We start from the raw sequence: 22,886 nt of genomic DNA on the forward strand, positions 1-22,886 counted from the left end.
GCCGCCCATCATCATCTGATCGGAGAGTCCTCATGCGCGATCTGGTCTGCCGCAAATGTGGCCAGAAGTTGTCGTTCGAAAACACCCTGTGCCTCAATTGCAAGAGTCCGCTCGGGTTCCACCTTCCCGCCCGAACCATGTACGTGCTCGACGAGAATGCCACCACGGAAGTCGACGGCGAGACTCTGGTGCGCTGCGCCAACTTCGACCTCATCGCCTGCAACTGGCTGATCCCTCCGGTCGAACCGGGCGCGAGTACTCCTGCGGGAGAAGAGGATCCGTCGGAACTGTGCGAGTCGTGCCGATTGACCCGCACCCGTCCGGCCGACACCGATGTCGATGCGATCGCCGTATTCGGGGACGCCGAGACCAACAAGCGCAGGGTGATCCTCGAACTCGACGAGCTGGGACTGCCGATCCGGGGACGTGACGTCGACCCGCAGACGGGCCTGGCGTTCGATCTGCTCTCGAGTGCGAACAACCCGGTGATCACCGGACACGCGGACGGGGTTGTCACGCTCGACCTCGCGGAGGGCGACGACGTCCACAGGGAGCAGCTGCGGGTGTCGATGGATGAGCCCTATCGCACCCTCATCGGGCACTTCCGCCACGAGATCGGGCACTACTACCAGATGGTGCTGGTCGGAACCGGCGAACACCGCCCTCGCTTCGAGGAACTGTTCGGCAACCCCGACGACGACTATCAGGCCGCGCTCGATCGTCACTACAGCGAAGGGCCGCCCGACAACTGGAAGAGCGATTTCGTCTCGTCATACGCCACGATGCACCCGGCGGAAGACTGGGCCGAGACCTTCGCGCACTACCTGCACATCCGCGACACCCTCGACACCGCCGCTGCGTTCGCGATGGCACCCAGCGGGGCGACACTCGACAGTGTGCTTCTCGGCGACGTGGGCTTCGACCAGATCATCGATCTCTGGCTACCGCTGACCTGGGCGTTGAACCAGATCAACCGCTCGATGGGTCACCAGGACCTGTACCCGTTCGTTCTGCCGGCGAAGGTGCTCGACAAGATGCGGTTCATACACGGCCTCATCTCACCGGCGATCCTCTGACCGACCACGAACCCACTCGTTGCAGGCACAGCCAGGCGTTGCAGCCGCTGGGTGTGCCGCGGGCGGGTGGGTTTGTCGGCGGCGGGTCTACCGGCGGGTACGGACCCACTCGATCAGGCCGGGCATCGCGGCCTCGATCTGCAGGCGGACATCGGTGAAGTCTGCGTCCGACCCGAAATAAGGGTCGGCGACGTCGTCGCTGTCGGCATCGGGATCGAAGCTGCGCAGAAGCGCGGAACGATCGGCGACACCGGCGTCACGCAGCGCGGCGAGATGACCGGCGTCCATGGCGAGCAACAGATCCGCGGACAGATGCTCGCTGCCGAGCTGGGCCGCAACGTGTTCGTCGTCGTATCCGGCCGAGGTCAATTCGGTACGGGCACGCACATCGGCAGCCTCGCCGACGTGCCAGTCACCCGTCCCGCAGCTGCTCACGCGGACCTGGTCAGCCAGGCCCGCGTCGTCGAGGGCGCGCCGGAAGATGTTCTGGCCCATCGGTGATCGACAGATGTTGCCGGTGCAGACGAAGGTGACGTGCAGACGTTCAGGCATGTACGAGCTCCCGCAGCGCCGACACGGACTCGACGGTCCAGGCCGCGTCGGAATCTTCGTTGTCCAGTGCGTATCCCCAGGTGACGAAGACCGCCGGGATACCGAACTCCGCGGAGCCGTGTACATCGTGGTGGCGATCGCCGATCATGACGACCGGTCGCTTCGCCACGTCGGTGATCCCGAGCGAGCTCAGTGCGTGTGCGATCACGTCGGATTTCGTTCGTCGGCTTCCGTCATCAGAGGCGCCTGCGATGTACTGGAAGTGACGGTCGAGCCCGAAATGCTCGAGGATCCGGCGGGCTGTCGTCTGGTTCTTGGACGTGGCCACGGCCATCGGCCGGCCGGAGTCGGACAGGTCGGCCAAGAGCGCCGCCATCCCCTCGAACACCGAGTTCTCCAGCCATCCGGTCGCGACATACCGTTCGCGGTAGGCGAGCATCGCCGCTTCCACGTCGGTGTCGGAGAGATGCATGCCACGCAGGCTGTCGACCATCGGCGGGCCTGCGATACCTGCGACCAGCGCGCTGTCGGGCTCGGGTGCCCCGACCGCGGCCAGCGCGTGACGGAAGCTGTTCTCGATGCCTGTGAACGAATCGGTGATGGTGCCGTCGAGATCGAACAACAGGACGGTGGCGGGGTCGGCGGGGTCGGGTCGGGGAGAAACGTTGGGCGAGCTCACCTCGTCCATCCTGCCCGTAGGCTCGACAACTGTGAAATCAGGAATCCGAACCGTGGGATCGGAATGGACGCAGGCTTCGCTGGCGGACCTCGGACGGCACGGCGACGTCGACGCCGAACCTGGGTTGGTCGATTTCGCGGTGAACGTTCGCGGTTCGACGCCCCGCTTTGTCCGGGACGTACTCGCCGGCCGCCTCGATGACCTGGCCGGGTATCCCTCCGCCGACGACGAACGCAGAGCGGTCGCGGCCGTCGCACACCGCCATGGGCGCGACCCCGCCGAAGTGTTGCTGCTGTCCGGTGCCGCGGAGGGGTTCGCGTTGCTGCCGCAGCTCGCACCCCGGCGGGCCGCCCTGATCCAGCCGTCGTTCACCGAGCCCGAACGTGCGCTGCGGGCGGCCGGGATCGAGATCGAGCACGTTGTCCTCCCGGAGCCGTGGGAACTCGATCCGCACCTGGTGCCCGGCACCGCAGACCTGGTGGTATTGGGGAATCCGACGAATCCGACGTCGGTGCTGCACCCGCGTGTGGCCATCGAGTCACTCGTGCGGCCGGGTCGGGTCGTGGTGGTCGACGAGGCCTTCGCGGACGTCGTTCCAGGCGAACCGGAGAGCTTCGCCGGCGTCCGACACAGAGGAGTGCTGGTGGTGCGCAGCATCACCAAGACCTTCGCGCTGGCCGGACTGCGTGCCGGGTACCTGCTCGGGGATCCGGCTCTGCTGCAACAGTTGTCGGCCCGCCGTCCGCACTGGCCGCTGGGGACCCTGCAGCTGGCGGCCCTGGAACTGTGTGCGGGCGCGCAGGCGTCGCAGTACGCCCATGAACAGGCGGTATCGGTTGACAGGCAACGGACCTCGATGATCGAGGCGTTGCGATCGGTCGGTCTCGACGTGATCGGGTCACCGCGGGGTTCCTTCGTGATCGTCGCCGTTGCCGACGGCACCGCCATCAAGAACAGACTGCGTGAACACGGTTACGCGGTGCGCAGTTGCGCCAATTTCGTCGGATTGGACCCGGACCACCTCCGACTCGCCGTTCGAGACGAGGACACCGTCGCCGGATTGATCGAAGCATTGAGGAAGGTGATCTGATGACCACACTCGCCGAGGTGATCGACGTTCTCGAGCGCGCCTACCCGGCTCGGCTTGCCGAGGGCTGGGATTCGGTAGGCCTGGTCTGCGGCGACCCGGCCGAATCGGTCGACTCGGTGCTCTGCTGCGTCGACGTCACCGATGAAGTGGTCGACCGTGCGATCGCCGACGGCGTGAGACTCATCGTGGCGCATCATCCGCTGTTGCTGCGAGGTGTGGACACCGTGGGCGTTCACACCTCCAAGGGGCGCCTGGTGCACCGCCTGATCCGGGGCGGGTGTGCGCTGTACACGGCGCACACCAACGCGGACTCGGCCAATCCGGGAGTATCCGACGCGTTGGCCGACGTGCTCGGACTGACCTCGCTGCGGCCACTCGAACCCAAACCTGCTGTCGCGATGGACAAGTGGGCTGTGTTCGTGCCGACCGCCGATGCCGGCACCGTGCGCGAGGCGATGTTCGAAGCCGGGGCCGGTCGGATCGGGGACTACAGCCACTGCTGTTGGAGTACGGCAGGCACCGGCCAGTTCTTGCCGGGAGCGAGCGCGAATCCGACGGTGGGATCGACCGGCGAAGTGACCCGGGTCGCCGAGGACCGCGTCGAGATGGTGGCGCACCGTGCGGTCCGTCAGGACGTTCTCGCCGCGCTGCGCAGCGCGCATCCCTACGAGGAGCCCGCCTTCGACCTCGTGGAGATGGCCGCGGCCACCAGCGATGAGGGGTTGGGCCGGATCGGCGAACTCGCCGAGCCAGTGACGCTCGCCGAGTTCACCCACCTCGTGTCCCGCTCACTGCCGGCAGCGCCGGTCGGCATCCGTGCCGCGGGCGATCCGCAGCAGGTGGTCCGGACGGTCGCGGTGTGCGGTGGGGCGGGCGATTCGCTGCTCGACACTGCGCGCGGCAGCGGTGCCGACGTCTATGTCACCGGTGATCTCCGGCATCACCCGGTGGACGAACACCTGCGCGGCGGTCCTCCGGCGCTGATCGACGCCGGGCACTGGGCCACGGAGTTCCCGTGGTGTTCGCAGGTGAGCCGGTTGCTGGCGGCAAACCTGCCCGGATTGCGGACCGACGTGTTCGGCCGCCCGACAGACCCGTGGACGATCCATGCCCATCCGGGGTCCTGACGTGCGCCGCGAGCGCCGCGGTGATCGGACGGAGGCACAGACCGCGTACCGTTGCACAATGTCATCCTGGCGATAGATGTCGGACTTGGCGACGATCCGGCCACGGGGCCGGACAGCAGAGGAATGAAGACACTGGTGAAAGCAGACCCGGCCGCCCAACGATTGATGTTGGACATCGCCGACATCGATTCCGAACTCTTGCGTATCGATCACCGACGGGCGATGTTGCCCGAGAACGCCGAATTGGCGGCGCTCGGTGAACAGCTGCAGACGCAGCGCGACGAAGCGGTGCGTGCGCAGATCGCGGCCGAGGACCTGCTTCGCGAGTCGCGCCGGCTCGACAACGAGATCACGTCGATGTCGTTGCGTGAGCAGAAAGACAACCAGCAACTCGCCGCGGGCAACTTGCCGGCGAAAGCGTTGAGTGAGTTGGAACATGAGGTTGCCGGGCTGATCCGGCGGCGCTCCATGCTCGAGGACGAGATGCTCGAGGTGATGGAGCAGCAGGAGGCGGTGTCGGCCGACGAGCAACGTGCCTCGGCGATGACCAACCACTCGGAGCGGCAGATCGAGGACGCCACCGCGCGCCGCGACGTGGCGCTGGAGAAGATCGCCCAGGACGAGGCCGAGGCGAAGGCCAAGCGCGCGGCTCTGATCGCGAACGTCGACGAGGCGCTGCTGGCGATCTACGAACGCCAGGTGAGTCATGGACACGTCGGGGCAGGACTACTACGCGCGGGTCGCTGCGGCGCCTGCCGGATGGAACTGGACCGTGGTCTGATCGGTCGTATCACCGCGACTGCGGACGACGAGGTCGTCCGGTGCGACGAGTGCGGCGCCATCCTGGTCCGGACCCACGAATCCGGTCTGTCGTCGAAATGAGAGCCGTGGTCGAGGCCGATGGCGGCTCGCGGGGTAACCCCGGCCCGGCCGGGTACGGCGCTGTGGTCTTCTCCGGCGATCGTTCAGCGGTCCTGGCCGAGCGCAAGGAAGCCCTGGGAATCGCGACGAACAATGTCGCCGAGTACCGCGGCCTGATCGCCGGCCTGACAGCCGCCGCCGAGGTCGGGGCCGACGAGGTGCAGGTCCGGATGGACTCCAAACTCGTGGTCGAGCAGATGTCGGGCCGATGGAAGATCAAGCATCCGGACATGATTCCGCTTGCGGCGCAGGCCAAGCAGTTGGTCGGCAGGTTCGCGAGCGTCGACTTTCACTGGATCCCCAGAGCTCAGAACTCGCACGCCGATCGGCTGGCGAACGAGGCGATGGATGCGGCGGCAGGATTGGGCGTGAGTCCTTCGGCCGATCCGCAGCCGGAAGAGAAGGTCAAGCCCTCGCCGGGGTGGACCGGGGCACGCGGCGAGCCCACACGATTGCTTCTGTTGCGGCACGGTCAGACGCCGCTGTCGATCGAACGACGCTATTCCGGCCGCGGCAATCCGGAGCTGACGGAGCTGGGTCGCGATCAGGTGGCTCGCGCAGCGAAGCGATTGGCCGCACGCGCGCAGCGCGACGCCGGTGGCCCACGCATCGCCGCGGTCGTCTCCTCTCCACTGTCCCGCGCTCTCGCGACGGCTGAAGCCGCCGCTGCCGAACTGGGACTGCCTGTGCAGATTCACGAGGGCCTCACCGAGACCGACTTCGGCGCCTGGGAGGGCTTGACGTTCGGTGAGGCGGCAGAGCGCGATCGTGAGCTGCACACCACGTGGATGGGTGACACCGCGGTGGCGCCCCCGGGCGGCGAGAGCTTCGACACTGTCACGCAGCGCGTACTGGACGCTCGATCCGAACTCGTCGATCGCTACGCCGGCGGCGAAGTGCTGGTCGTCTCGCACGTCACGCCGATCAAGGTGACGCTGCGTGATGCACTCGGTGTCGGTTCCTCGTTCCTCTATCGCATGCATCTGGACCTGGCGTCGCTGAGTGTTGCCGAGTTCTATCCCGATGGTGGCGCGTCGGTCCGCCTCGTGAACGACACCAGCCACCTCGGCGACTTCTGAACCGGTGAATCCACAGTTCGGCGCGCCACACCTGAGGGTCTCCTCGGGTGTGACGCACCGCAATTGAGTGTTGGGGTTCAGCTCGCCTTGGCCTGGCGTCTGGCCTCCGATTCCACTTTGTCCGCCTGCGCGAAGCCCGGCCGATCAGAGCCGATGAAAGCGAACAGCCACGAGGCGATGGCGGCGAACCGGTTGCGGAAACCCACCAGATAGAACAGGTGCACGGCCAGCCAGGTCAGCCACGCGATGAAGCCACCGAAGCGAACCCGTTCGTTGAGCGCGACAACCGCGCTGAACCGGTTGATCACCGACATGCTGCCCTTGTCGAAATACTCGAAGGCGGTGCCCGGTAGCTTCTTTCGGCTGATCACATCTGCTGCGTGACGGGCCTGTTGCATCGCGACCGGGCTCTGTCCCGGGTATCCGTTCAGCGAGGTCATGTCGCCGATCGCGTACACGTTGGCGTATCCGCCCACGGTCAGATCCTGGTTGATCAGGAGTCTGCCCGCCCGGTCGGTCTCGCTGCCCGTCGCCTTCGCGAGTACTGCTGCGAACGGGCTGGCCTGCACGCCGGCCGACCAGACGACGGTGTCGGCGGCGATACGTCGAGTGGCCGCGCCACCGACCTTGATGGTCACGCCGTCTGAATCCATCTCTGTCACCAGCGAATCGAGCAGTACCTCGACGCCGCCGCGTTCGAGGGCCTTCTTCGCGTAGGCCGAGAGCGAGCCGCCGTAGACGGGCAGGGCGTTGCCTGCGCCTTCGACGAGATACACCGACACATCGTCGAGCTTGTAGTAGCGGGTGGCGAGTTCGCGGATCTGGCCCGCGACCTCGACGCCGGTCGGACCCGCCCCGACGACGACGAAGCTGAGCAGGCGGCGACGCAGGTCGGCGTCATCGGTCCTGGCTGCTTCCTCGAAGCATCGGCGGATCTGTGTGCGCAGGTTCGTGGCGTCGTCGATCGTCTTGAGAGAATACGAGTAGTGCGCGAACTCGTCGCGTCCGAAGTACGACTGCGTGGCACCGGTCGAGGCGATCAGGTAGCGGAACGAGATGGTCTGCGTCGGTCCGTCGTGGCGGTAGCGCAGAATCCCGGCATCAGGGTCCACCTCGGTCACGGTGCCCAGGATGACCTCGACGTTGTGGTGCTTGCGCAGGATTCCTGCAACATCGGGTGCGATCTCTTCACTGTTCAGTACGCCGGTCGCCACTTGATAGAGCAGCGGCTGGAACAGATGCTCGGGGGTGCTGGAGATCAACGCGACGCGCAAGCCGGTCTTGGCCAGCTTCTGAGCAGCTGTCAACCCGCCGAATCCCGATCCGACGATGGCCACGTCGACGTCCAGGTGGGTGGGCACGCTGAGAGGTGCGGGCATTGTGTTCATGATCCTTTTATCTCCTGTTGGCGACTACTGCCTAGTACAGCGCGCACCTAACAACAAGTAATCCCTTATCAGCGCCTGATCAAACACATAGTTTAGATAGAACTTATCTGCATCGCTCATATATCCTGGTCACGTGGAACTACGTCAGCTGACCTACTTCGTCACCGTCGCCGAGGAGCTGAGCTTCAGCAGGGCCGCGGCGCGCTGCTTCATCTCGCAATCGGCGATCAGTCATCAGGTGGCGCGCCTCGAGCACGAACTCGGCGCAAAGCTGATCGAGCGTTCGACCAGGCTCGTGCGACTCACCGACCTGGGCGCCCAGGTGCTTCCGCTGGCGCAGCAGATGCTGCAGATCGAGTCGATGATCACCGCCACCGCCCGGACCCCCAGCGGACGCGTCCGGATGGCGGCGAACATGTCATTCGCCCAGCAGTCTCTTGCGGCCATCGCGCAGTTGCGGAACGAGCACCTCGACGTCGAGATCGAGTTCATCATCAAGAGCTTCGATCAACGGATCGAAGCGGTCCTGGGCGGCGACGTCGACCTCGCACTCATCCGCGGTGGCCTCGATCGGCCCGGTCTGGCGGTACAGCAACTCTGGGTCGACGACCTCGTGGTGGCGATGTCGCAGAGTCATCCCCTGGCCGGTGCTGACGAGGTGGGGCTGGCAGAGCTCGGCGACTACCCGTTGCTGTTGCCCTCGGCACGCGACCAGGTGTTGTTACACAACGTGATCCGCGATGCTTTTGACCGGCATGGGCTGGAACGCCCGCGGCAGGCACCGCCGTTGCCGGTCGATCACACCGCGACCATGGAGCTGCTCAATCACCCCGAGGAGTGGACGGTTCTCTATGAGCGCACTCCGTTGGCGGGGATCGCATTCACCCGCGATCGGGAGCGAGCATTGCGGGTGTCGGTGTCCGCGGTCGTGAGATCGCCTGCCGCGCACTCGGAGATCGTCGGAGACCTCATCGCGGCGCTGCAGTCGGTGCGAAGCGCGATGCCGGGTCACGACTGATCCACACCTAGGTCACGGCCCACAACGCGACCACCGACATCACCAGGGTGACCGGCACGGTGACCAGCCCGACCATCGTGAACTCGCGCGCGGTGACCCGCTGTCCGTCGTGCTGAACCAACTTAAGCCACAGTAGATTTGCCAGCGAGCCCAGGTAGGTCAGGGAAGGTCCGATGTTGACCCCGAGGAGCATGGCCAACACCAGCGGTGCTGGGGCGCCCGACCCCAACGCGGCCAGCATCAGCAGTGCCGCGGGGATGTTGTTGATCAGGTTGGCGACGACCGCCGCGATCGCGGCGACGACGAGAAGATCCGCCAACCCGGTGCCGCCTGGCAGGATGTCGGCGAGCCCACTGCCGATCCCGCCGTCGGAGATGCCCGCGACCAGGACCCCGAGCGCGAACACGAACAGCAGGAAGCCGGGCTTGGCCGACAGGGCAAGTGCCAGAGGTGAACTCGTCCCCGCGTGTAGTGCCAGGGCGGCCATCACGACGGCTCCGACAACCGCACACCACACCGGCTCGATGCCGACCACCGAGCTGAGCCCGAACGAGACGAGGGTGATGGCCAGCAGCGCCAGTGGTAACCGGGGCGCGGGACCGGGATCCTCGATGTGGTCGGGGTGCGGGTGTTCACGGAGATCGCCGCGGAAGAAGATGCAGAACAACACGAACTCGACGACGAGGGTGATCAGCCATGGCAGTGCCATCAACAGGGTGAATTCGACGAAGCCGAGTCCGGTCGCCGCGAATGCGAGCAGATTGGTGAGGTTGGAGACGGGCATCAACGTCGACGCCGAATTGGACAGGGTCACTGTGGCGTAGCTGTACGGCCGCGCCGACACGCGCAGGGTCCGGGTCATCGACAACAGCACCGGGGTCAGTAGCAGCACGGTCGCGTCGAGACTCAGCGCAGCGGTGGTCAGCGCTGCAGCGCCGAACACCAGGGCCAGCAGCCGATGACGATTCGGCTGCGTGTCGCCGGCTGACGGCGAAGCCCGCCGGGCGATCACCGCCGCGAGCCACGTGAACACGCCCAGGACCGAACAGGCATAGGACAACACCAGCAGCGCCGCGAGGAACAGCACCGTCGACGAGAGCGCGGTCACCTCGGACCAGGCTCGATCGACATCCACGACCCCGACAGCGACGACCATGAGGGCCGCCGGGACGGCGACGGTGGCTTCGGGGAGGCCTCGTGGACGCCATACGGCAAATCCCAGGGCCGCCATCAGCAGGACCAATGACACGACATCCACGCGTCGATTGTTCACTGCGCCGGGTCGCGGGTGCGAACCGCAGTCGGCGAGAACGTAGAGTGATGGAGCGAACGAGCCGGCCGGGCGGCCGCGATCGCGGGGACAGTCGCTCACGCGCACCTGCCCACGGTCGAGGAAAGTCCGGACTCCACAGAGCAGGGTGGTTGCCAACAGCAACCCGGGGTGACCCGCGGGACAGTGCCACAGAAAACAGACCGCCGGTGCAAGCCGGTAAGGGTGAAACGGTGCGGTAAGAGCGCACCAGCACCACGGGTGACCGTGGTGGCTCGGTAAACCCCACCCGGAGCAAGGTCGAAGGCCGCACCTACCCGGTGCGGCTGCGCAGGCGTTCGAGGGCTGCTCGCCCGAGCCTGCGGGTGGACCGCTCGAGGTACCCGGCGACGGTGTGCCCAGATGGATGGCCGCCACCGCCCACCGTGAGGTGGGCGGCACAGGATCCGGCTTACAGGCCGGCTCGTTCGCCCGGGGCCGATTCTGCGCCCCGATAGTCTGGGGCTTGTGCAACGCAGACTCCTCCGTGCCACAGACATTGATTTCGGCACCATTCGGACCGACCTGGGGCTGTCCGAGGAGTTCGGTGCAGCGGCCCAGCACGAGGCCGAGACCGCGCTTGACCGCCTGGCCGACGCTCGGATCGATCGCACCGACCTCGCGTTGGTGACCATCGATCCGCCTGGTTCGGTGGACCTCGATCAAGCCGTGCACATCGCCCGGGACGGCCACGGCTTCATCGTGCACTACGCGATCGCAGATGTTGCGGCTCTGGTCGTTCCGCAGGGCGCACTCGACCAGGAGACCAGGCGACGCGGACAGACCATCTATTTCCCGGACGGCAACGTGCCCCTGCACCCGCGGGCGTTGTCGGAGAACACCGGTTCGTTGCTCCCCGAACAGATCCGGCCCGCAGTGCTCTGGCGCATCGTCGTCGATGCCGAGGCGACCCCGGTGTCGGTGGAGCTGACCAGGGCCCGGGTGAAGTCCGTGGCACGACTCGACTATGCGGGCGTCATGGCCGACCACGCCGCCGGCACCCTGCACCCCTCGATCGCCGCTCTGCCCGATTTCGGTGAGTTGCGGCAGAGGCTGTCCATCAATCGGGGAGCCATCGAGCTCGGTCTGCCCGAGCAGGATGTGATCCGCGACGCCGCCGGCAACTGGGAGCTGTCGGTGCAGCCGAGAACCCGTGCAGACATGTGGAACTCGCAGGTCTCATTGCTGACGGGCATGTGTGCGGGTGAACTCATGCTCGACCATGCCGTCGGCCTGCTGCGAACGCTGCCCGATGCGCAGGACGGCGAGGTCGCGGCTCTGCGCACGTCGGCGGCCGCCTTAGGGGTGTCGTGGCCCGAATCGGTCTCTCCCGGGGCATTCCTGGCCGGGCTCGATCCCCAGGCCCCCACCACGCTCGCGCTGATGTCCGACGCCACCACGTTGCTCCGCGGCAGTGACTATCTCGCTCTGCTGGGGGAGGTCCCGGCCGACGCGGTGACCACTCACGGCGGAATCGCCGGGGTCTATGCCCACGTCACCGCGCCGTTGCGCCGGTTGGCGGACCGTTTCGCGACGGAGGTGTGTCTGGCGTTGCATGCGGGAGAACCGGTGCCCGAGTGGGTGCTCGCGGCATTGCCGACCCTGCCCGAGATCATGCGCAGTTCGGGCTCCGTTGCGGGGCGGGCGGACCGGGCGGGACTCGACCTAGCCGAGGCGATCCTCCTCGCAGACCGGGTGGGCGAGACTTTCTCGGCCACCGTGCTGCACCCGAAACGAGGTAAGCGCCCCGCCCAGATCTTCATTGCCGAACCCGCCGTCTTCGCGACCTGTATCGGGGACCCTGCCGAGGGCAGTCAGATCTCGGTGCGCCTGACCAGTGCCGATACGCATGGTCCGAATCTGGTGTTCACAGTCGAGACTTCGCCTTGAGGTAATCACGCATCGCGATCTGGGCGGCCGCCTGCTCGCGGGCGTCCAGACGGCCGTAGACGAAGGCGTCGGCGACCGAGATGCCGGAACCCGCGGCCAACTGAGCGAGGTGTTCGCGACTGACCTCGGCGTCGTGGAAATCGCCCAGTGCAGCCTGCTCCTGCTTGGCCTGCTTTGCGATCTTGCTGTACTTCTTGGTGCCCAGGCGGTCAGCCGAATCTGTGGTGTAGCGCAACTGTTTTGCCCGTTTGCGAATGGTGTGCAACTGCTCGATCCACTCCGCGGACTCGACGGTGAGCCCTTCGAGCTTGCGCTGGGCCTTACGAACTCGCTTGGCGCTGCGTGCCACCGCCTCGTCGAGGGCTTTCGTCGCAGTGAGATCGGAGTCGGGTCCGGGCTGTGGTTCGGCCACGGTGCTGTCGAGTTCGTTGAGCAACTCGTAATACCTGGTGGATCTGAGGTAGTCGAGCACCACCTCGACCGTGGAGCCACAGGTCTTGATCTGGTCGTCGACCAATGCCGCGATGATGGTCGCGGGCGCGGACTCACCTTCGAGCAGGTGGCGGTTGCGTTCGAGTTGCACCTCGGCGTCGCGCGCATCACCGAGAATGCCCGCCAAGTATTTCAACTCGCCTTCGAGGTGTCCGATCACGTCGCCGTGCAGAACTTCTGGGAACGACCGTAGGACGCTGCGGGCGCGCCGGGTCGCGACCCGCATCTGGTGCACCGAATCAGGCGCGTCGACACGCACCAGCGGGTCCTGGGCGATGAGATGGTCACGGTGCTCGGCGAGTTCTGCGATCACCAACTCGAGCGCCGACAGCTTCTTCGCCGCCGCCGACTTTTTCGCAGCCGACCTCTTGTCTCCGTGCTTGGTCGAGTCGCTGCCGGTCGGGGTCGGTCCGATGGCGCGAGCCAGTTTCGACGCACTCGACGCGGTACGGGCGCCGCTACTGCGCAGTACCTTGTCCGCTGCTTTCAGCAACTTCTCGTCGCCTGCCACCAGTTCGAGTTCCCACTCGTTCCATGTCTGGGCGTGACCACCCGGCAACAGCGACTGGGTGGCGACGCTGTCCTCACAGAGAACGGCGAGAACCTGGCCTGCAGAATCGTGCAGTTCGGTGATCCGGCGGACGGTCGAGATCGTGGCGATAGGGGACAGCCTCCGACCGCGCACATGGACTTGGACATGGTCGGTGAGTTCGGTCGGGACCAGTACCTCGGAAAAAGGATCGGCGGCAGTTTCCAATCCGACCTGCATCTCTCGGCGTCCGGGCCCCGCGGAGGTGGCCGGGCGTTTGAGATGCCACCCTTCGTCGTGGCCGCCCTCGCGGCGTCGGAGGGTGATCTTGTTGCCCGCGAGGTCGAGGGCGTCGGTGTCGTAGTAGGTGGCATCGAGATGCTCGACGACCGGACCGGTCACCGAATGCACCGCTTCGAGCACGGTCAGGTCCGGCACCGACGCGCCGGCGTTCAAGTCGTACTTGAGCTCGATCTCGAGGGCCTCGTGCGCGGTCAACTCAGTGTCCTTTCTCAGCGGCGGCAAGACCTGCAAAGTGGTCCGTCGCCTCGATCAGATGGTGGCGGATCCCAATCTCGAACGACGCATGCCCGGCGTCGGCCACGATGTGCAGGTCGGCGATGGGCCACGCGCGGTGCAGGTCCCACGCGCTGCGCGCGGGGCACACCACGTCGTAGCGCCCCTGCACGATGACACCGGGGATGTCTTTGATCAGGTGCGCATCGGCGAGCAGCTGTCCTTCGTCGAGGAAGCCACGATTGTAGAAGTAGTGGTTCTCGATTCCGGCGAACGCCAGTGCGTACCGATCGGAGTCCGACCCGTCGTCGTCATCGGCTTGCGGCAGAAGATAACTCGTCGACTTCTCCCAGGTCGTCCAGGCCACTGCGGCACGGGTTGCCGCAGCCCGGTCGCTGCCGGTGAGCAGTCGGTGATAGACCTCGACGAGATCATCCTCACGGTCGGCGGCCGGGATGGGCTCGAGATAGCCCTCCCAGAGATCGGGGTAGATGTTGGCAGCGCCTCCGTTGTAGTACCAATCGATCTCGCTGCGGCGCAGCAGGAAGATCCCGCGTAGCACGAGCTCGGTGACCCGCTCGGGATGCCGTTGAGCGTAGGCGAGACCGAGAGTCGAGCCCCATGAACCGCCGAAAACCTGCCAGCGGTCAATGGAGAACTCCGCGCGAAGCTTCTCCATATCGGAGATCAGATGGTCGGTGGTGTTGACCGAGAGGTCCGCGCCGTCGGCGATGTGGGGCGTGGACTTACCGCAGCCGCGCTGGTCGAAGAGGATGATCCGATAGGCGTCTGGGTTGAAGAATCGCCGTTGGGCCGGCGCGGTGCCGCCGCCCGGTCCGCCGTGCACGAAGATCGCGGGCTTACCGGCAGGGTTGCCGCTCTGTTCCCAGTAGATCTGTTGTCCGTCACCGACATCGAGGTGGCCGGCGGCAAAGGGCTCGATCGGTGGATAGAAGTCGCGCATGTGTCCACTATGCCCGTCCCGTGGCCCACGGACCCGAAAGTGGTGGGTTCTGGCGACGTCGAGCAGGGTGAATGCTCGCCAGAACCCACCAAGATGGGGCGTATGGTCAGTAGCTGTGCTCGGGTCCCGGGAAGGCCCCGCGACGCACCTCGGCGTTGTATTGTTCTGCTGCACGGCGCAACTCGCCGCCGACGTCGGCGTACCGCTTGACGAATCTGGCGGTCTTGCCGTGGGTGAAACCGGCCATGTCCTGCCACACGAGAACCTGGGCGTCGGTTTCGTTGCCCGCGCCGATGCCGACCGTCGGGATGGTGAGCTTGCGGCTGATCTGGCCGGCGAGATCGGCGGGGACCATCTCCATGACAACGGCGAAGGCGCCCGCTTCCTGCACGGCGATCGCGTCGTTGATCAGCTGGTCACCGGCGTCGCCGCGGCCCTGAACCCGGAAGCCGCCGAGGCCGTTGACACTCTGCGGGGTGAAGCCGATGTGGGCCATGACCGGGATACCGGCAGCGGTGAGGGTCGCGATCTGATCGGCGACCCGTTCTCCACCTTCGAGCTTGACGGCGTGGGCGCCGCCTTCCTTGAAGAAGCGGATGGAGGATTCGAGGGCCTGTTGCGGGCCTGCTTCGTAGCTGCCGAAGGGCAGGTCGGCCACGACCAGCGCGTGAGGAGCGCCCTTGACGACGCCGCGGACGAGCGGAAGCAGTTCATCGATGCTGACGGGGATGGTGGTGTCGTACCCGTAGACGACGTTGGCGGCCGAATCTCCGACGAGAAGGACCGGGATCTGTGCCTCGTCGAAGATCCGAGCACTGGAAAAGTCGTAGGCGGTGAGCATGGACCACTTTTCGCCCTCGGCCTTCATCTGGGCGAGATGGTGCACGCGGGTCACGCGGCGTCGGGGGGAATCGGCTGCGCCGGCCGAATCGTTCGCCGAATGCGCAGCACCATAAACCGAATTCTCAGACATCGTTGTCTCTTTCGTGCCTCGAGTCCTGCGTCAGCAGGTACCCGGGTGGGTGGATGACCCCACCAGTCTGGCACCGGTATCTCTGCCGGGAAACAGCAGGTAGCTGTGGAATTTGTCACATCAAGGGACGTGTTCCGCGGACTGCGGCGGCGGGCCTCGTGGCACGATGTGCCTGGTGAGCAGGCGAAGGCGACCGCGGGTGCGGCGATGGTTCGGCGTGATCGGTGCTTTGCTGGTGCTGGTGCCGGCGGGGACGGCCTGCACCGAGAGCGTCGACGGGCAGCCCGAGGATGCCCCGTTCAGTGTCGGCGCCGGGCCGGCCCCGAACCTCGACCGGTTCTACGGCCAGACGATCCGCTGGGAGTCGTGTGCCGACTACGCCGACCAGGAGACGACCGGCTACCCGGAGGACCGCAGTGACTGCGCGACGATCACCGTGCCCGTGGACTACGAGAACCCCGACGGCGACGCCGCGGAGATCGCGATCTTCCGGGTCCGCGCGTCCGGTGACAAGGTGGGGTCCCTGCTGATGAATCCCGGTGGTCCCGGCGCGTCTGGAGTCGAGTTCATGGCGGGGCAGGCACAGACTTTCGGCGCTCTCGATCTCGCGGATCGATTCGACCTGATCGGCTTCGATCCTCGAGGGATCGGCAAGTCGACGCCGCAGATCCGTTGTTTCACAGCTCAGGAGCGCGATGACGAGCGAGCCGAGACGCTGGTCGACATGAGCCCGGCCGGCATCGCGAAGATCGAGGCGAAGAACAAGGCAGACGCCGACGCGTGCGCGCAGCGGGTCGGTACCGACTTTCTCGCGCACGTCGGAACGGTGGATGTGGCGAAGGACTTGGACGTGCTGAGGGCCGCGCTCGGCGACGACCAACTCAACTACCTCGGTTATTCCTACGGCACCAGGATCGGGTCTGCGTACGCCGAGCAGTTCCCGACCAGGGTCAGGGCGATGGTCAACGACGGTGCGGTCGACCCCTCGGCGAACCCGGTCGACGAGAACATCCGGCAACTCGCCGGATTCCAGTCGACGTTCGACGCGTTCGCGGCCGACTGCATCACGCGCGGCGATTGTGCCCTCGGCGACGACCCTGCGACTGCGACCACACGGTTCCAGGAATTGACCAGGCCTCTGATCGACAAGCCCGCGCCCACGTCGGACGGCCGCCGTTTGACCTACGACGACGCGATGACCGGTGTGGCGCAGGCCATGTACTCGGGCGTGCTGTGGGAGCCGTTGCGGGAAGCGCTGACCGAACTCGAGGGCGGTCGCGGCGACACCCTGCTGCGATTGGCGGACCTCTACGAGGGACGCGACGCGGCGGGCGAGTACAGCAACAGCTCGGACGCGTTCACGGCGATCCGTTGCGTCGACGACCCGCGAGTGACCGATCAGGCCGAGATCGACCGGCTCGAGGTCGAGGGTCGACGCGCCGCTCCGTTCACCGATGACGGGCGCGGCACCGGCACGGGCGCGCGCGATGTGTGTGCATTTTGGGCCGTACCGCCCACCAGCACACCGCACGACCTGAACATCCCGAATCTGCCCACGACTGTTGTCATCTCGACGACCAACGACCCCGCGACCCCTTACCAGGCCGGTGTCGATCTCGCAGCGCAGTTGGGGGCCCGACTGATCACTTTCGAGGGTGCTCAGCACACAGCGTCCCTGGAGGGTCACGAATGCGTCGACGACGCAGTCACCGACTACTTCGTGAATCTCACTCTGCCGGATGAGGGCCTCAAATGCTGAGATTTTTGCCAGAAATGCGCAGGATATTCTGGTTGAAGCGCGCTCGTAACATGCATTTAACAGGGCGCTCCTAGGCTCCGATGTCATGGATCGCCAAAAAGAATTCGTGCTCCGGACGCTCGAAGAGCGCGACATTCGTTTTGTTCGGCTGTGGTTCACCGACGTACTCGGATATCTGAAGTCGGTTGCCATCGCGCCGGCCGAGCTCGAAGGCGCTTTCGCCGAGGGCATCGGCTTCGACGGATCCGCCATCGAGGGCTTCTCGCGGGTCTCTGAGGCGGACACCATCGCCAAGCCCGACCCTTCGACCTTCCAGATCCTGCCGTGGACGACGAGCACGGGTCGGCATCACTCCGCCAGGATGTTCTGCGACATCGTGATGCCCGACGGGGAACCGTCGTGGGCGGACTCGCGGCATGTGCTCCGCCGCCAGCTCAACAAGGCCGCCGATCAGGGCTTCAGCTGCTATGTCCATCCCGAAATCGAGTTCTTCCTGCTCAAGAATCCGCCGACCACCGACGGTTCGGTCCCGATTCCCGCCGACAACGGCGGTTACTTCGATCAGGCCGTCCACGACTCGGCACCGAACTTCCGTCGGCACGCCATCGAGGCCCTCGAGTCCATGGGCATCTCCGTCGAGTTCTCCCACCACGAAGGAGCGCCCGGCCAGCAAGAGATCGACCTCCGCTACGCCGACGCGCTGTCGATGGCCGACAACGTGATGACCTTCCGCTACGTGGTCAAAGAGGTCGCGATCGCGGAGAACGTCTGGGCGACGTTCATGCCGAAGCCTTTCAGCGAATACGCGGGATCGGCAATGCACACCCACATGAGCCTGTTCGAAGGCGACACCAACGCCTTCCACAACCCGGACGATCCGATGGCGCTGTCGGACACCGGCAAGCAGTTCATCGCGGGCATCCTGCATCACGCCGACGAACTGAGCGCCATCACCAACCAGTGGGTCAACAGCTATAAGCGGCTGATCCACGGTGGAGAGGCCCCGACTGCGGCCAGCTGGGGCGCCGCGAACCGTTCGGCGCTGATCCGGTTGCCGCTGTACACCCCGAACAAGGCGTCGTCGCGGCGCATCGAGGTCCGCAGCCCGGACTCGGCCTGCAACCCCTATCTGACCTTCGCGGTCCTGCTCGCCGCCGGCCTCAAGGGCATCAAAGAAGGTTACGAACTCCCCGAGCACGCCGAGGACGACGTCTTTTCGCTCACCTCGGCCGAGCGGCGGGCGATGGGTTACAAGGAACTGCCGGGCTCCTTGGCAGAGGCGCTGACCAAGATGGAGAAGTCCGAACTGGTCGCCGAGGCGGTGGGCGAGCACGTCTTCGAGTACTTCCTGCGGAACAAGTGGGCGGAGTGGACCGAATACCGTAGCCACGTGACCCCGTTCGAGCTGAAGAACTACCTCTCGCTGTAGTCGCTGCGTCCCATCTGATCGCTGTCTCCCTGGCGGGAACGAGCCCGGCCGGGTTGGTGGGTTGATGGTGCTCGTCAGAACCAGACCAGTACCTTTACATCTGTGACACCACCTGCGTCCCGATCTCGCGTACCCGGCGTCGGCCGGTTGGGTCTTCTCGAGTCGACCGCTCCGGATGACCTGGCCACCCTCGGTTGGAACGGAGAGAAGTGCGTCGACCTGCTGTGGTCGCTGTCGCGGGCCCCCAGCGCAGACATCGCGTTGCGTGCGCTGGTCCGATTGCGGGCGGCCGTGGGGCCCGACTGGAACGACATCGACGACCTCCTGCGGACCGATCGCCGATTCCGCGGGCGGCTGTTCGCGGTACTGGGTTCCTCAACCGCACTGGGTGATCATCTGGTCGCCGAAACCCACGCGTGGCGGTTGCTGACCCGTGAAGACCTGCTCGATGTCGCCGAAGTGCGGAGCACGATGCTGGGCGCGGTGTCGGCACAGCCCGAAGCGGGCCATGAAGACAACGACAATTTGATCTACCGGGCAGAACTGACCGGCCCCAAAGCCGTCATCGCGCTGCGACTGGCCTACCGCGACCTGCTGCTGCAGGTCGCTGCCCGGGATCTCGCGCCCACCGTCGAGGACGAACCCGTGCTCCGGTTCGGCGAAGTCAGCAATTTCTTGGCCGAGCTCGCCGATGCGGCACTCACCGCGGCGCTGTCGGTGGCGATCGCCGAGGTCTGCGGCGACAAACCGTTGACGGCCAGGCTTGCCGTCATCGCGATGGGCAAATGCGGTGCACGCGAACTCAACTATGTCAGCGATGTCGACGTCATCTTCGTCAGCGAACCGGCCGATGGCCAGACCAGCCGCATCGCGGGCGAGATGATGCGAGTCGGATCGATGGCGTTCTTCGAAGTCGATGCGGCGCTACGACCGGAGGGCAAGGCCGGGGCCCTGACCCGCACCCTCGAATCCCACCTGACCTACTACCGGCGCTGGGCCAAGACCTGGGAGTTCCAGGCGTTGCTGAAGGCCCGCCCGATGACCGGTGACATGGAGCTCGGCCGCGCCTACGTCGATGCGGTGAGCCCGATGGTGTGGGAGGCCTCCGAGCGCGAGGACTTCGTCATCGACGTGCAGGCGATGCGTCGTCGCGTCGAGGAGATGCTGCCCGAAGACCTCCGTGAGCGCGAGATCAAGCTCGGCCGGGGCGGCCTACGCGACGTCGAGTTCGCGGTCCAGCTCCTGCAGATGGTGCATGGCCGCGTGGACGAGACTCTACGGGTGAAGAGCACCGTCGAGGCGCTGACGGTCTTACGTGACGGCGGTTACATCGGTCGTGACGACGGTGCCAATCTTGTTGCCTCGTATGAGTTCTTGCGCCTACTCGAGCACTGCCTGCAGCTCCAGCGGCTCAAACGGACACACACCCTGCCCGAGTTCGACGACATCGAGGCAATGCGGTGGCTCGCTCGTGCGGCGCACATCCGGCCCACCGGCGACCTCGATGCGGGCGGCGTCCTGCGGGAAGAGATCCGCAGGCAATCCCACCGGGTCCGACGTCTGCACGAGAAGTTGTTCTATCGGCCCCTGCTCGAGGCTGTGACCCGTTTCGACAAGGACGAACTGCGACTATCCGACACCTCAGCGATCCGCCGGCTGGGGGCCCTCGGCTACGGCAAACCGGAAAATGCGCTCGGACACCTCAAGGCACTTGTCTCCGAGGCGGGCCGAAAAGGCCAGATCCAGGAGCTGTTGCTCCCGACCTTGCTCGAATGGCTCAGCCGCACACCCGATCCCGACGCAGGATTATTGAACTACCGCAGGCTCTGTGATGCCGCGGCCGACCGGGACTGGTTCCTGCGACTGCTGCGCGACGAAGGCGTTGTCGCCGAACGGCTCATGACCGTGCTCGGAACATCGGCGTATGCTGCCGAGCTTCTGATGCGTTCGCCGGATGTGATCCGGCTGTACGCCGACGGGGCAAGGGGCCCGAAGCTCGTCGAGGTCGATCCGCAGGACGTCGTGGGCGGCATGGTCGCCTCGGCCATCCGCCAGCGCGACCTCAAGGCGTCCATCGCGGTCGCGCGTTCACATCGGCGTTTCGAACTCGCAAGGGTCGCCTCCGCGGACATCCTCGGCATGCTCGATGTACCCGAGGTCTGCCGCGCCCTGTCGCTGGTCTGGGCCGGCGTGCTCAACGCCGCCCTGACCGTCGTCACGAACGCCTCTGTTGCCGAACGTAAATCGCCCGCACCGGCCACGATGGCCGTGATCGGGATGGGCCGTCTCGGCGGCGGCGAGCTCGGCTACGGATCCGATGCCGACGTGCTCTTCGTCTGCGACCCCGTCGAGGGCGCCGACGACGCCGAAGCTGTTCGCTGGGCCAACACCATCGCCGAGCGGGTGCGGTCACTGCTCGGAACACCTAGCTCCGATCCGCCCCTCGAGGTCGACACCGGCCTGCGGCCGGAAGGACGCAACGGACCGGTGGTGCGCACGTTGGCCGCCTACGCGGCGTACTACCAGCAGTGGGCGCAGGCGTGGGAGATCCAGGCACTGTTGCGGGCACACCAGGTCGCGGGCGACGAAGACCTCGGACTTGCGTTCTTGCACATGGCCGATCAGATTCGTTACCCGGCGGGGGGAGTGTCCGCGGACGCGGTGCGCGAGATCCGCCGCATCAAGGCCAGGGTCGACTCGGAACGTTTACCGCGCGGCGCAGATCCGGCCACCCACACCAAACTGGGCCGCGGGGGCCTGGCCGACGTCGAATGGACCGTGCAGCTCCTTCAACTACGGCACGCACACAGGTTGCCGTCGCTGCACAACACTTCGACCCTCCAATGTCTCGACGCGATCGGTTCGGCTGAGCTGCTGGCCCAGGACGACGTCCTCTTGCTGAAAGAGGCGTGGCTGACCGCGACCAAGGCGCGCAATGCGCTGGTCCTGGTGCGTGGCAAGCCGGTCGACCAACTACCTGCGCCCGGCAAGACGTTGCGAGCGGTGGCATTCGTCGCCGGCTGGCATGACGATGACTCGGGGGAGTTCCTGGACAACTATCTGCGGGTCACCCGCAGAGCCAAGGCAGTGGTTCTCAAGGTCTTCGGCGGGTGAAGCAGCGTCTCGCACAGCGCGGAGCTGCGTTCAAGGTCTTCTACTTCCTTGCGGTCGTGCTGGGATGGGCGTTGCTCGCCGCGGTCATCGTCGCGATCTGGTTGCACTACTACCCTGGTAAAGGGCGGGCGTCGACGGCGTTCGCCAGCGCGGTGCCCTGGTTACTGCTGGCCGCGATCCCGGCCGTGATCATCCTGGCCGTCACCAGACGCTGGATCTCCACAGCACTGGCGGTGATCCTCCTCGGCGTCGGGATCTGGACGCAGGCACCTCTGCTCAAGGCCACCGACGCGCCCGCCGGTGAGCGCATCACCGTGGTCACGTCGAACATCACTCTGGGTGAAGGCGACGTCGATGACGTCGTCGCCGAGGTGTCCTCACGCGGCGCCGACGTGCTCACGGTGCAGGAGATCACTCCGGAGGCGTTGGCCCGATTCGAGCAGACCGAACTCCGGAGCATGCTGCCGTATGAGTTCGTGGTGCCGGACAGCGGCGGAGTGGGTACGGGGATCTTCAGCCGCTTCCCGCTGCGTAATACCGCGGAGCTCAACGGCTTCGATCTCAACAATCTGCGAGCGGAGGTCGATCTGCCCGGTGCGCCGTCGACGACCGTGTACGCGGTGCATCCGATTCCCCCCTACCCGTACGATCCCGATCGGTGGGTGGGGGAGATGAAACGCCTGCGACAGACCCTCCATTCCACGACCACCGACCGGGTGATCGTCAGTGGTGATTTCAATGCGACGTGGGACCACGCCCAGTATCGGGCGTTGCTGGAGAAGGGCTTTCGGGATGCCACCGAACAGGCCGGTGGCATGTGGAAGATGAGCTACCCGGCCGATCGCACTTTCCCGCCAGTCATCGCGATCGATCACGTGGTCTCGCGCGGTTTCACAGCGGCAGAGTTGAACACTTTCGGGATCGGCGGCTCAGATCACCGTGGGCTTGCCGTATCTCTGGTGCCGACCGGTCGGTGAGCTG

18 protein-coding genes and 1 other RNA gene are annotated in these 22,886 nt (G+C 65.9%); 12 read left to right on the plus strand and 7 right to left on the minus strand.

All coding sequences use genetic code 11. The annotated features are described in order from the left end of the window. Positions 1-32: 32 nt before the first annotated feature. The gene (locus tag J3S28_RS13700; protein WP_207841282.1) at positions 33-1,076 is read left to right on the plus strand and encodes a zinc-binding metallopeptidase family protein; all 1,044 of its coding nucleotides are present in this window, start codon (positions 33-35) and stop codon (positions 1,074-1,076) included. Positions 1,077-1,163: 87 nt separating this feature from the next. Here J3S28_RS13700 and J3S28_RS13705 read toward each other — a convergent pair whose 3' ends face one another. Both J3S28_RS13705 and J3S28_RS13710 read right to left on the minus strand, forming a co-directional pair. Continuing rightward, positions 1,164-1,628 carry a low molecular weight protein-tyrosine-phosphatase gene (locus J3S28_RS13705; RefSeq protein WP_207841283.1) on the minus strand — a complete coding sequence of 155 codons (465 nt, stop codon included), beginning with the start codon at positions 1,626-1,628 and terminating at the stop codon, positions 1,164-1,166. Then, on the minus strand, positions 1,621-2,316 hold the full coding sequence (locus tag J3S28_RS13710) for an HAD-IA family hydrolase (protein WP_207841284.1): 696 nt from the start codon (positions 2,314-2,316) through the stop codon (positions 1,621-1,623). The genes J3S28_RS13705 and J3S28_RS13710 overlap by 8 nt, the downstream gene beginning before the upstream one ends. A gap of 22 nt (positions 2,317-2,338) precedes the next feature. Here J3S28_RS13710 and cobC point away from each other — a divergent pair, with 22 nt between their 5' ends. From cobC to J3S28_RS13730, 4 genes are all read left to right on the plus strand, one after another. Next, a complete protein-coding gene (cobC, locus tag J3S28_RS13715; RefSeq protein ID WP_307797111.1) occupies positions 2,339-3,397 on the plus strand; it encodes an Rv2231c family histidinol phosphate aminotransferase CobC in 1,059 nt (352 codons plus the stop codon). Next, positions 3,397-4,524, plus strand: a complete 1,128-nt coding sequence (locus J3S28_RS13720; protein ID WP_207841286.1) for a Nif3-like dinuclear metal center hexameric protein — start codon at positions 3,397-3,399, stop codon at positions 4,522-4,524. Before cobC ends, J3S28_RS13720 begins: the two co-directional genes overlap by 1 nt. A gap of 135 nt (positions 4,525-4,659) precedes the next feature. Continuing rightward, positions 4,660-5,406 (plus strand): zinc ribbon domain-containing protein, encoded by a 747-nt coding sequence (locus J3S28_RS13725; protein WP_207841420.1) that lies wholly within the window; start codon positions 4,660-4,662, stop codon positions 5,404-5,406. Further along, positions 5,403-6,524: a bifunctional RNase H/acid phosphatase gene (locus tag J3S28_RS13730; protein ID WP_207841287.1), complete on the plus strand. Its 1,122-nt coding sequence runs from the start codon at positions 5,403-5,405 to the stop codon at positions 6,522-6,524. Before J3S28_RS13725 ends, J3S28_RS13730 begins: the two co-directional genes overlap by 4 nt. Before the next feature lie 77 nt (positions 6,525-6,601). Here the strand turns inward: J3S28_RS13730 and J3S28_RS13735 are convergent, their stop codons facing one another. After that, positions 6,602-7,912 (minus strand): NAD(P)/FAD-dependent oxidoreductase, encoded by a 1,311-nt coding sequence (locus tag J3S28_RS13735; RefSeq protein WP_207841288.1) that lies wholly within the window; start codon positions 7,910-7,912, stop codon positions 6,602-6,604. 133 nt (positions 7,913-8,045) lie between these two features. Here J3S28_RS13735 and J3S28_RS13740 point away from each other — a divergent pair, with 133 nt between their 5' ends. Beyond that, the gene (locus J3S28_RS13740) at positions 8,046-8,930 is read left to right on the plus strand and encodes a LysR family transcriptional regulator (RefSeq protein WP_207841289.1); all 885 of its coding nucleotides are present in this window, start codon (positions 8,046-8,048) and stop codon (positions 8,928-8,930) included. A 7-nt stretch (positions 8,931-8,937) separates the two neighbouring features. Here the strand turns inward: J3S28_RS13740 and J3S28_RS13745 are convergent, their stop codons facing one another. Continuing rightward, the gene (locus tag J3S28_RS13745; protein WP_207841290.1) at positions 8,938-10,188 is read right to left on the minus strand and encodes an SLC13 family permease; all 1,251 of its coding nucleotides are present in this window, start codon (positions 10,186-10,188) and stop codon (positions 8,938-8,940) included. A 72-nt stretch (positions 10,189-10,260) separates the two neighbouring features. Between J3S28_RS13745 and rnpB the strand changes: the two genes are divergently transcribed. Continuing rightward, positions 10,261-10,670, plus strand: an RNA gene (rnpB, locus tag J3S28_RS13750) — RNase P RNA component class A. 37 nt (positions 10,671-10,707) lie between these two features. Beyond that, positions 10,708-12,129 (plus strand): RNB domain-containing ribonuclease, encoded by a 1,422-nt coding sequence (locus tag J3S28_RS13755; RefSeq protein WP_207841291.1) that lies wholly within the window; start codon positions 10,708-10,710, stop codon positions 12,127-12,129. Here the strand turns inward: J3S28_RS13755 and J3S28_RS13760 are convergent. From J3S28_RS13760 to panB, 3 genes are all read right to left on the minus strand, one after another. Then, positions 12,107-13,648, minus strand: coding sequence for a CYTH and CHAD domain-containing protein (locus J3S28_RS13760; protein ID WP_207841292.1), 1,542 nt, complete (start codon positions 13,646-13,648; stop codon positions 12,107-12,109). The two genes, J3S28_RS13755 and J3S28_RS13760, sit on opposite strands and share 23 nt — an antisense overlap. A gap of 1 nt (position 13,649) precedes the next feature. Beyond that, positions 13,650-14,630 (minus strand): prolyl aminopeptidase, encoded by a 981-nt coding sequence (gene pip, locus J3S28_RS13765; protein WP_207841293.1) that lies wholly within the window; start codon positions 14,628-14,630, stop codon positions 13,650-13,652. A gap of 106 nt (positions 14,631-14,736) precedes the next feature. Next, the gene (panB, locus tag J3S28_RS13770) at positions 14,737-15,603 is read right to left on the minus strand and encodes a 3-methyl-2-oxobutanoate hydroxymethyltransferase (protein ID WP_207841294.1); all 867 of its coding nucleotides are present in this window, start codon (positions 15,601-15,603) and stop codon (positions 14,737-14,739) included. Positions 15,604-15,778: 175 nt separating this feature from the next. On the opposite strand from panB, the gene J3S28_RS13775 reads away from it, so the two are divergent. From J3S28_RS13775 to J3S28_RS13790, 4 genes are all read left to right on the plus strand, one after another. Continuing rightward, entirely contained in the window at positions 15,779-17,362 is a 1,584-nt protein-coding gene (locus J3S28_RS13775) for an alpha/beta hydrolase (RefSeq protein WP_372436004.1), read from the plus strand. An 85-nt stretch (positions 17,363-17,447) separates the two neighbouring features. Next, a complete protein-coding gene (gene glnA / locus J3S28_RS13780) occupies positions 17,448-18,791 on the plus strand; it encodes a type I glutamate--ammonia ligase (RefSeq protein ID WP_084835275.1) in 1,344 nt (447 codons plus the stop codon). Between the two features lie 102 nt (positions 18,792-18,893). Then, positions 18,894-21,905, plus strand: coding sequence for a bifunctional [glutamine synthetase] adenylyltransferase/[glutamine synthetase]-adenylyl-L-tyrosine phosphorylase (locus J3S28_RS13785; protein ID WP_207841296.1), 3,012 nt, complete (start codon positions 18,894-18,896; stop codon positions 21,903-21,905). Continuing rightward, entirely contained in the window at positions 21,902-22,882 is a 981-nt protein-coding gene (locus J3S28_RS13790) for an endonuclease/exonuclease/phosphatase family protein (protein WP_207841297.1), read from the plus strand. Before J3S28_RS13785 ends, J3S28_RS13790 begins: the two co-directional genes overlap by 4 nt. Positions 22,883-22,886: the final 4 nt, after the last annotated feature.

The organism is Williamsia soli, from assembly GCF_017377795.1.
Lineage (GTDB): Bacteria > Actinomycetota > Actinomycetes > Mycobacteriales > Mycobacteriaceae > Williamsia > Williamsia soli.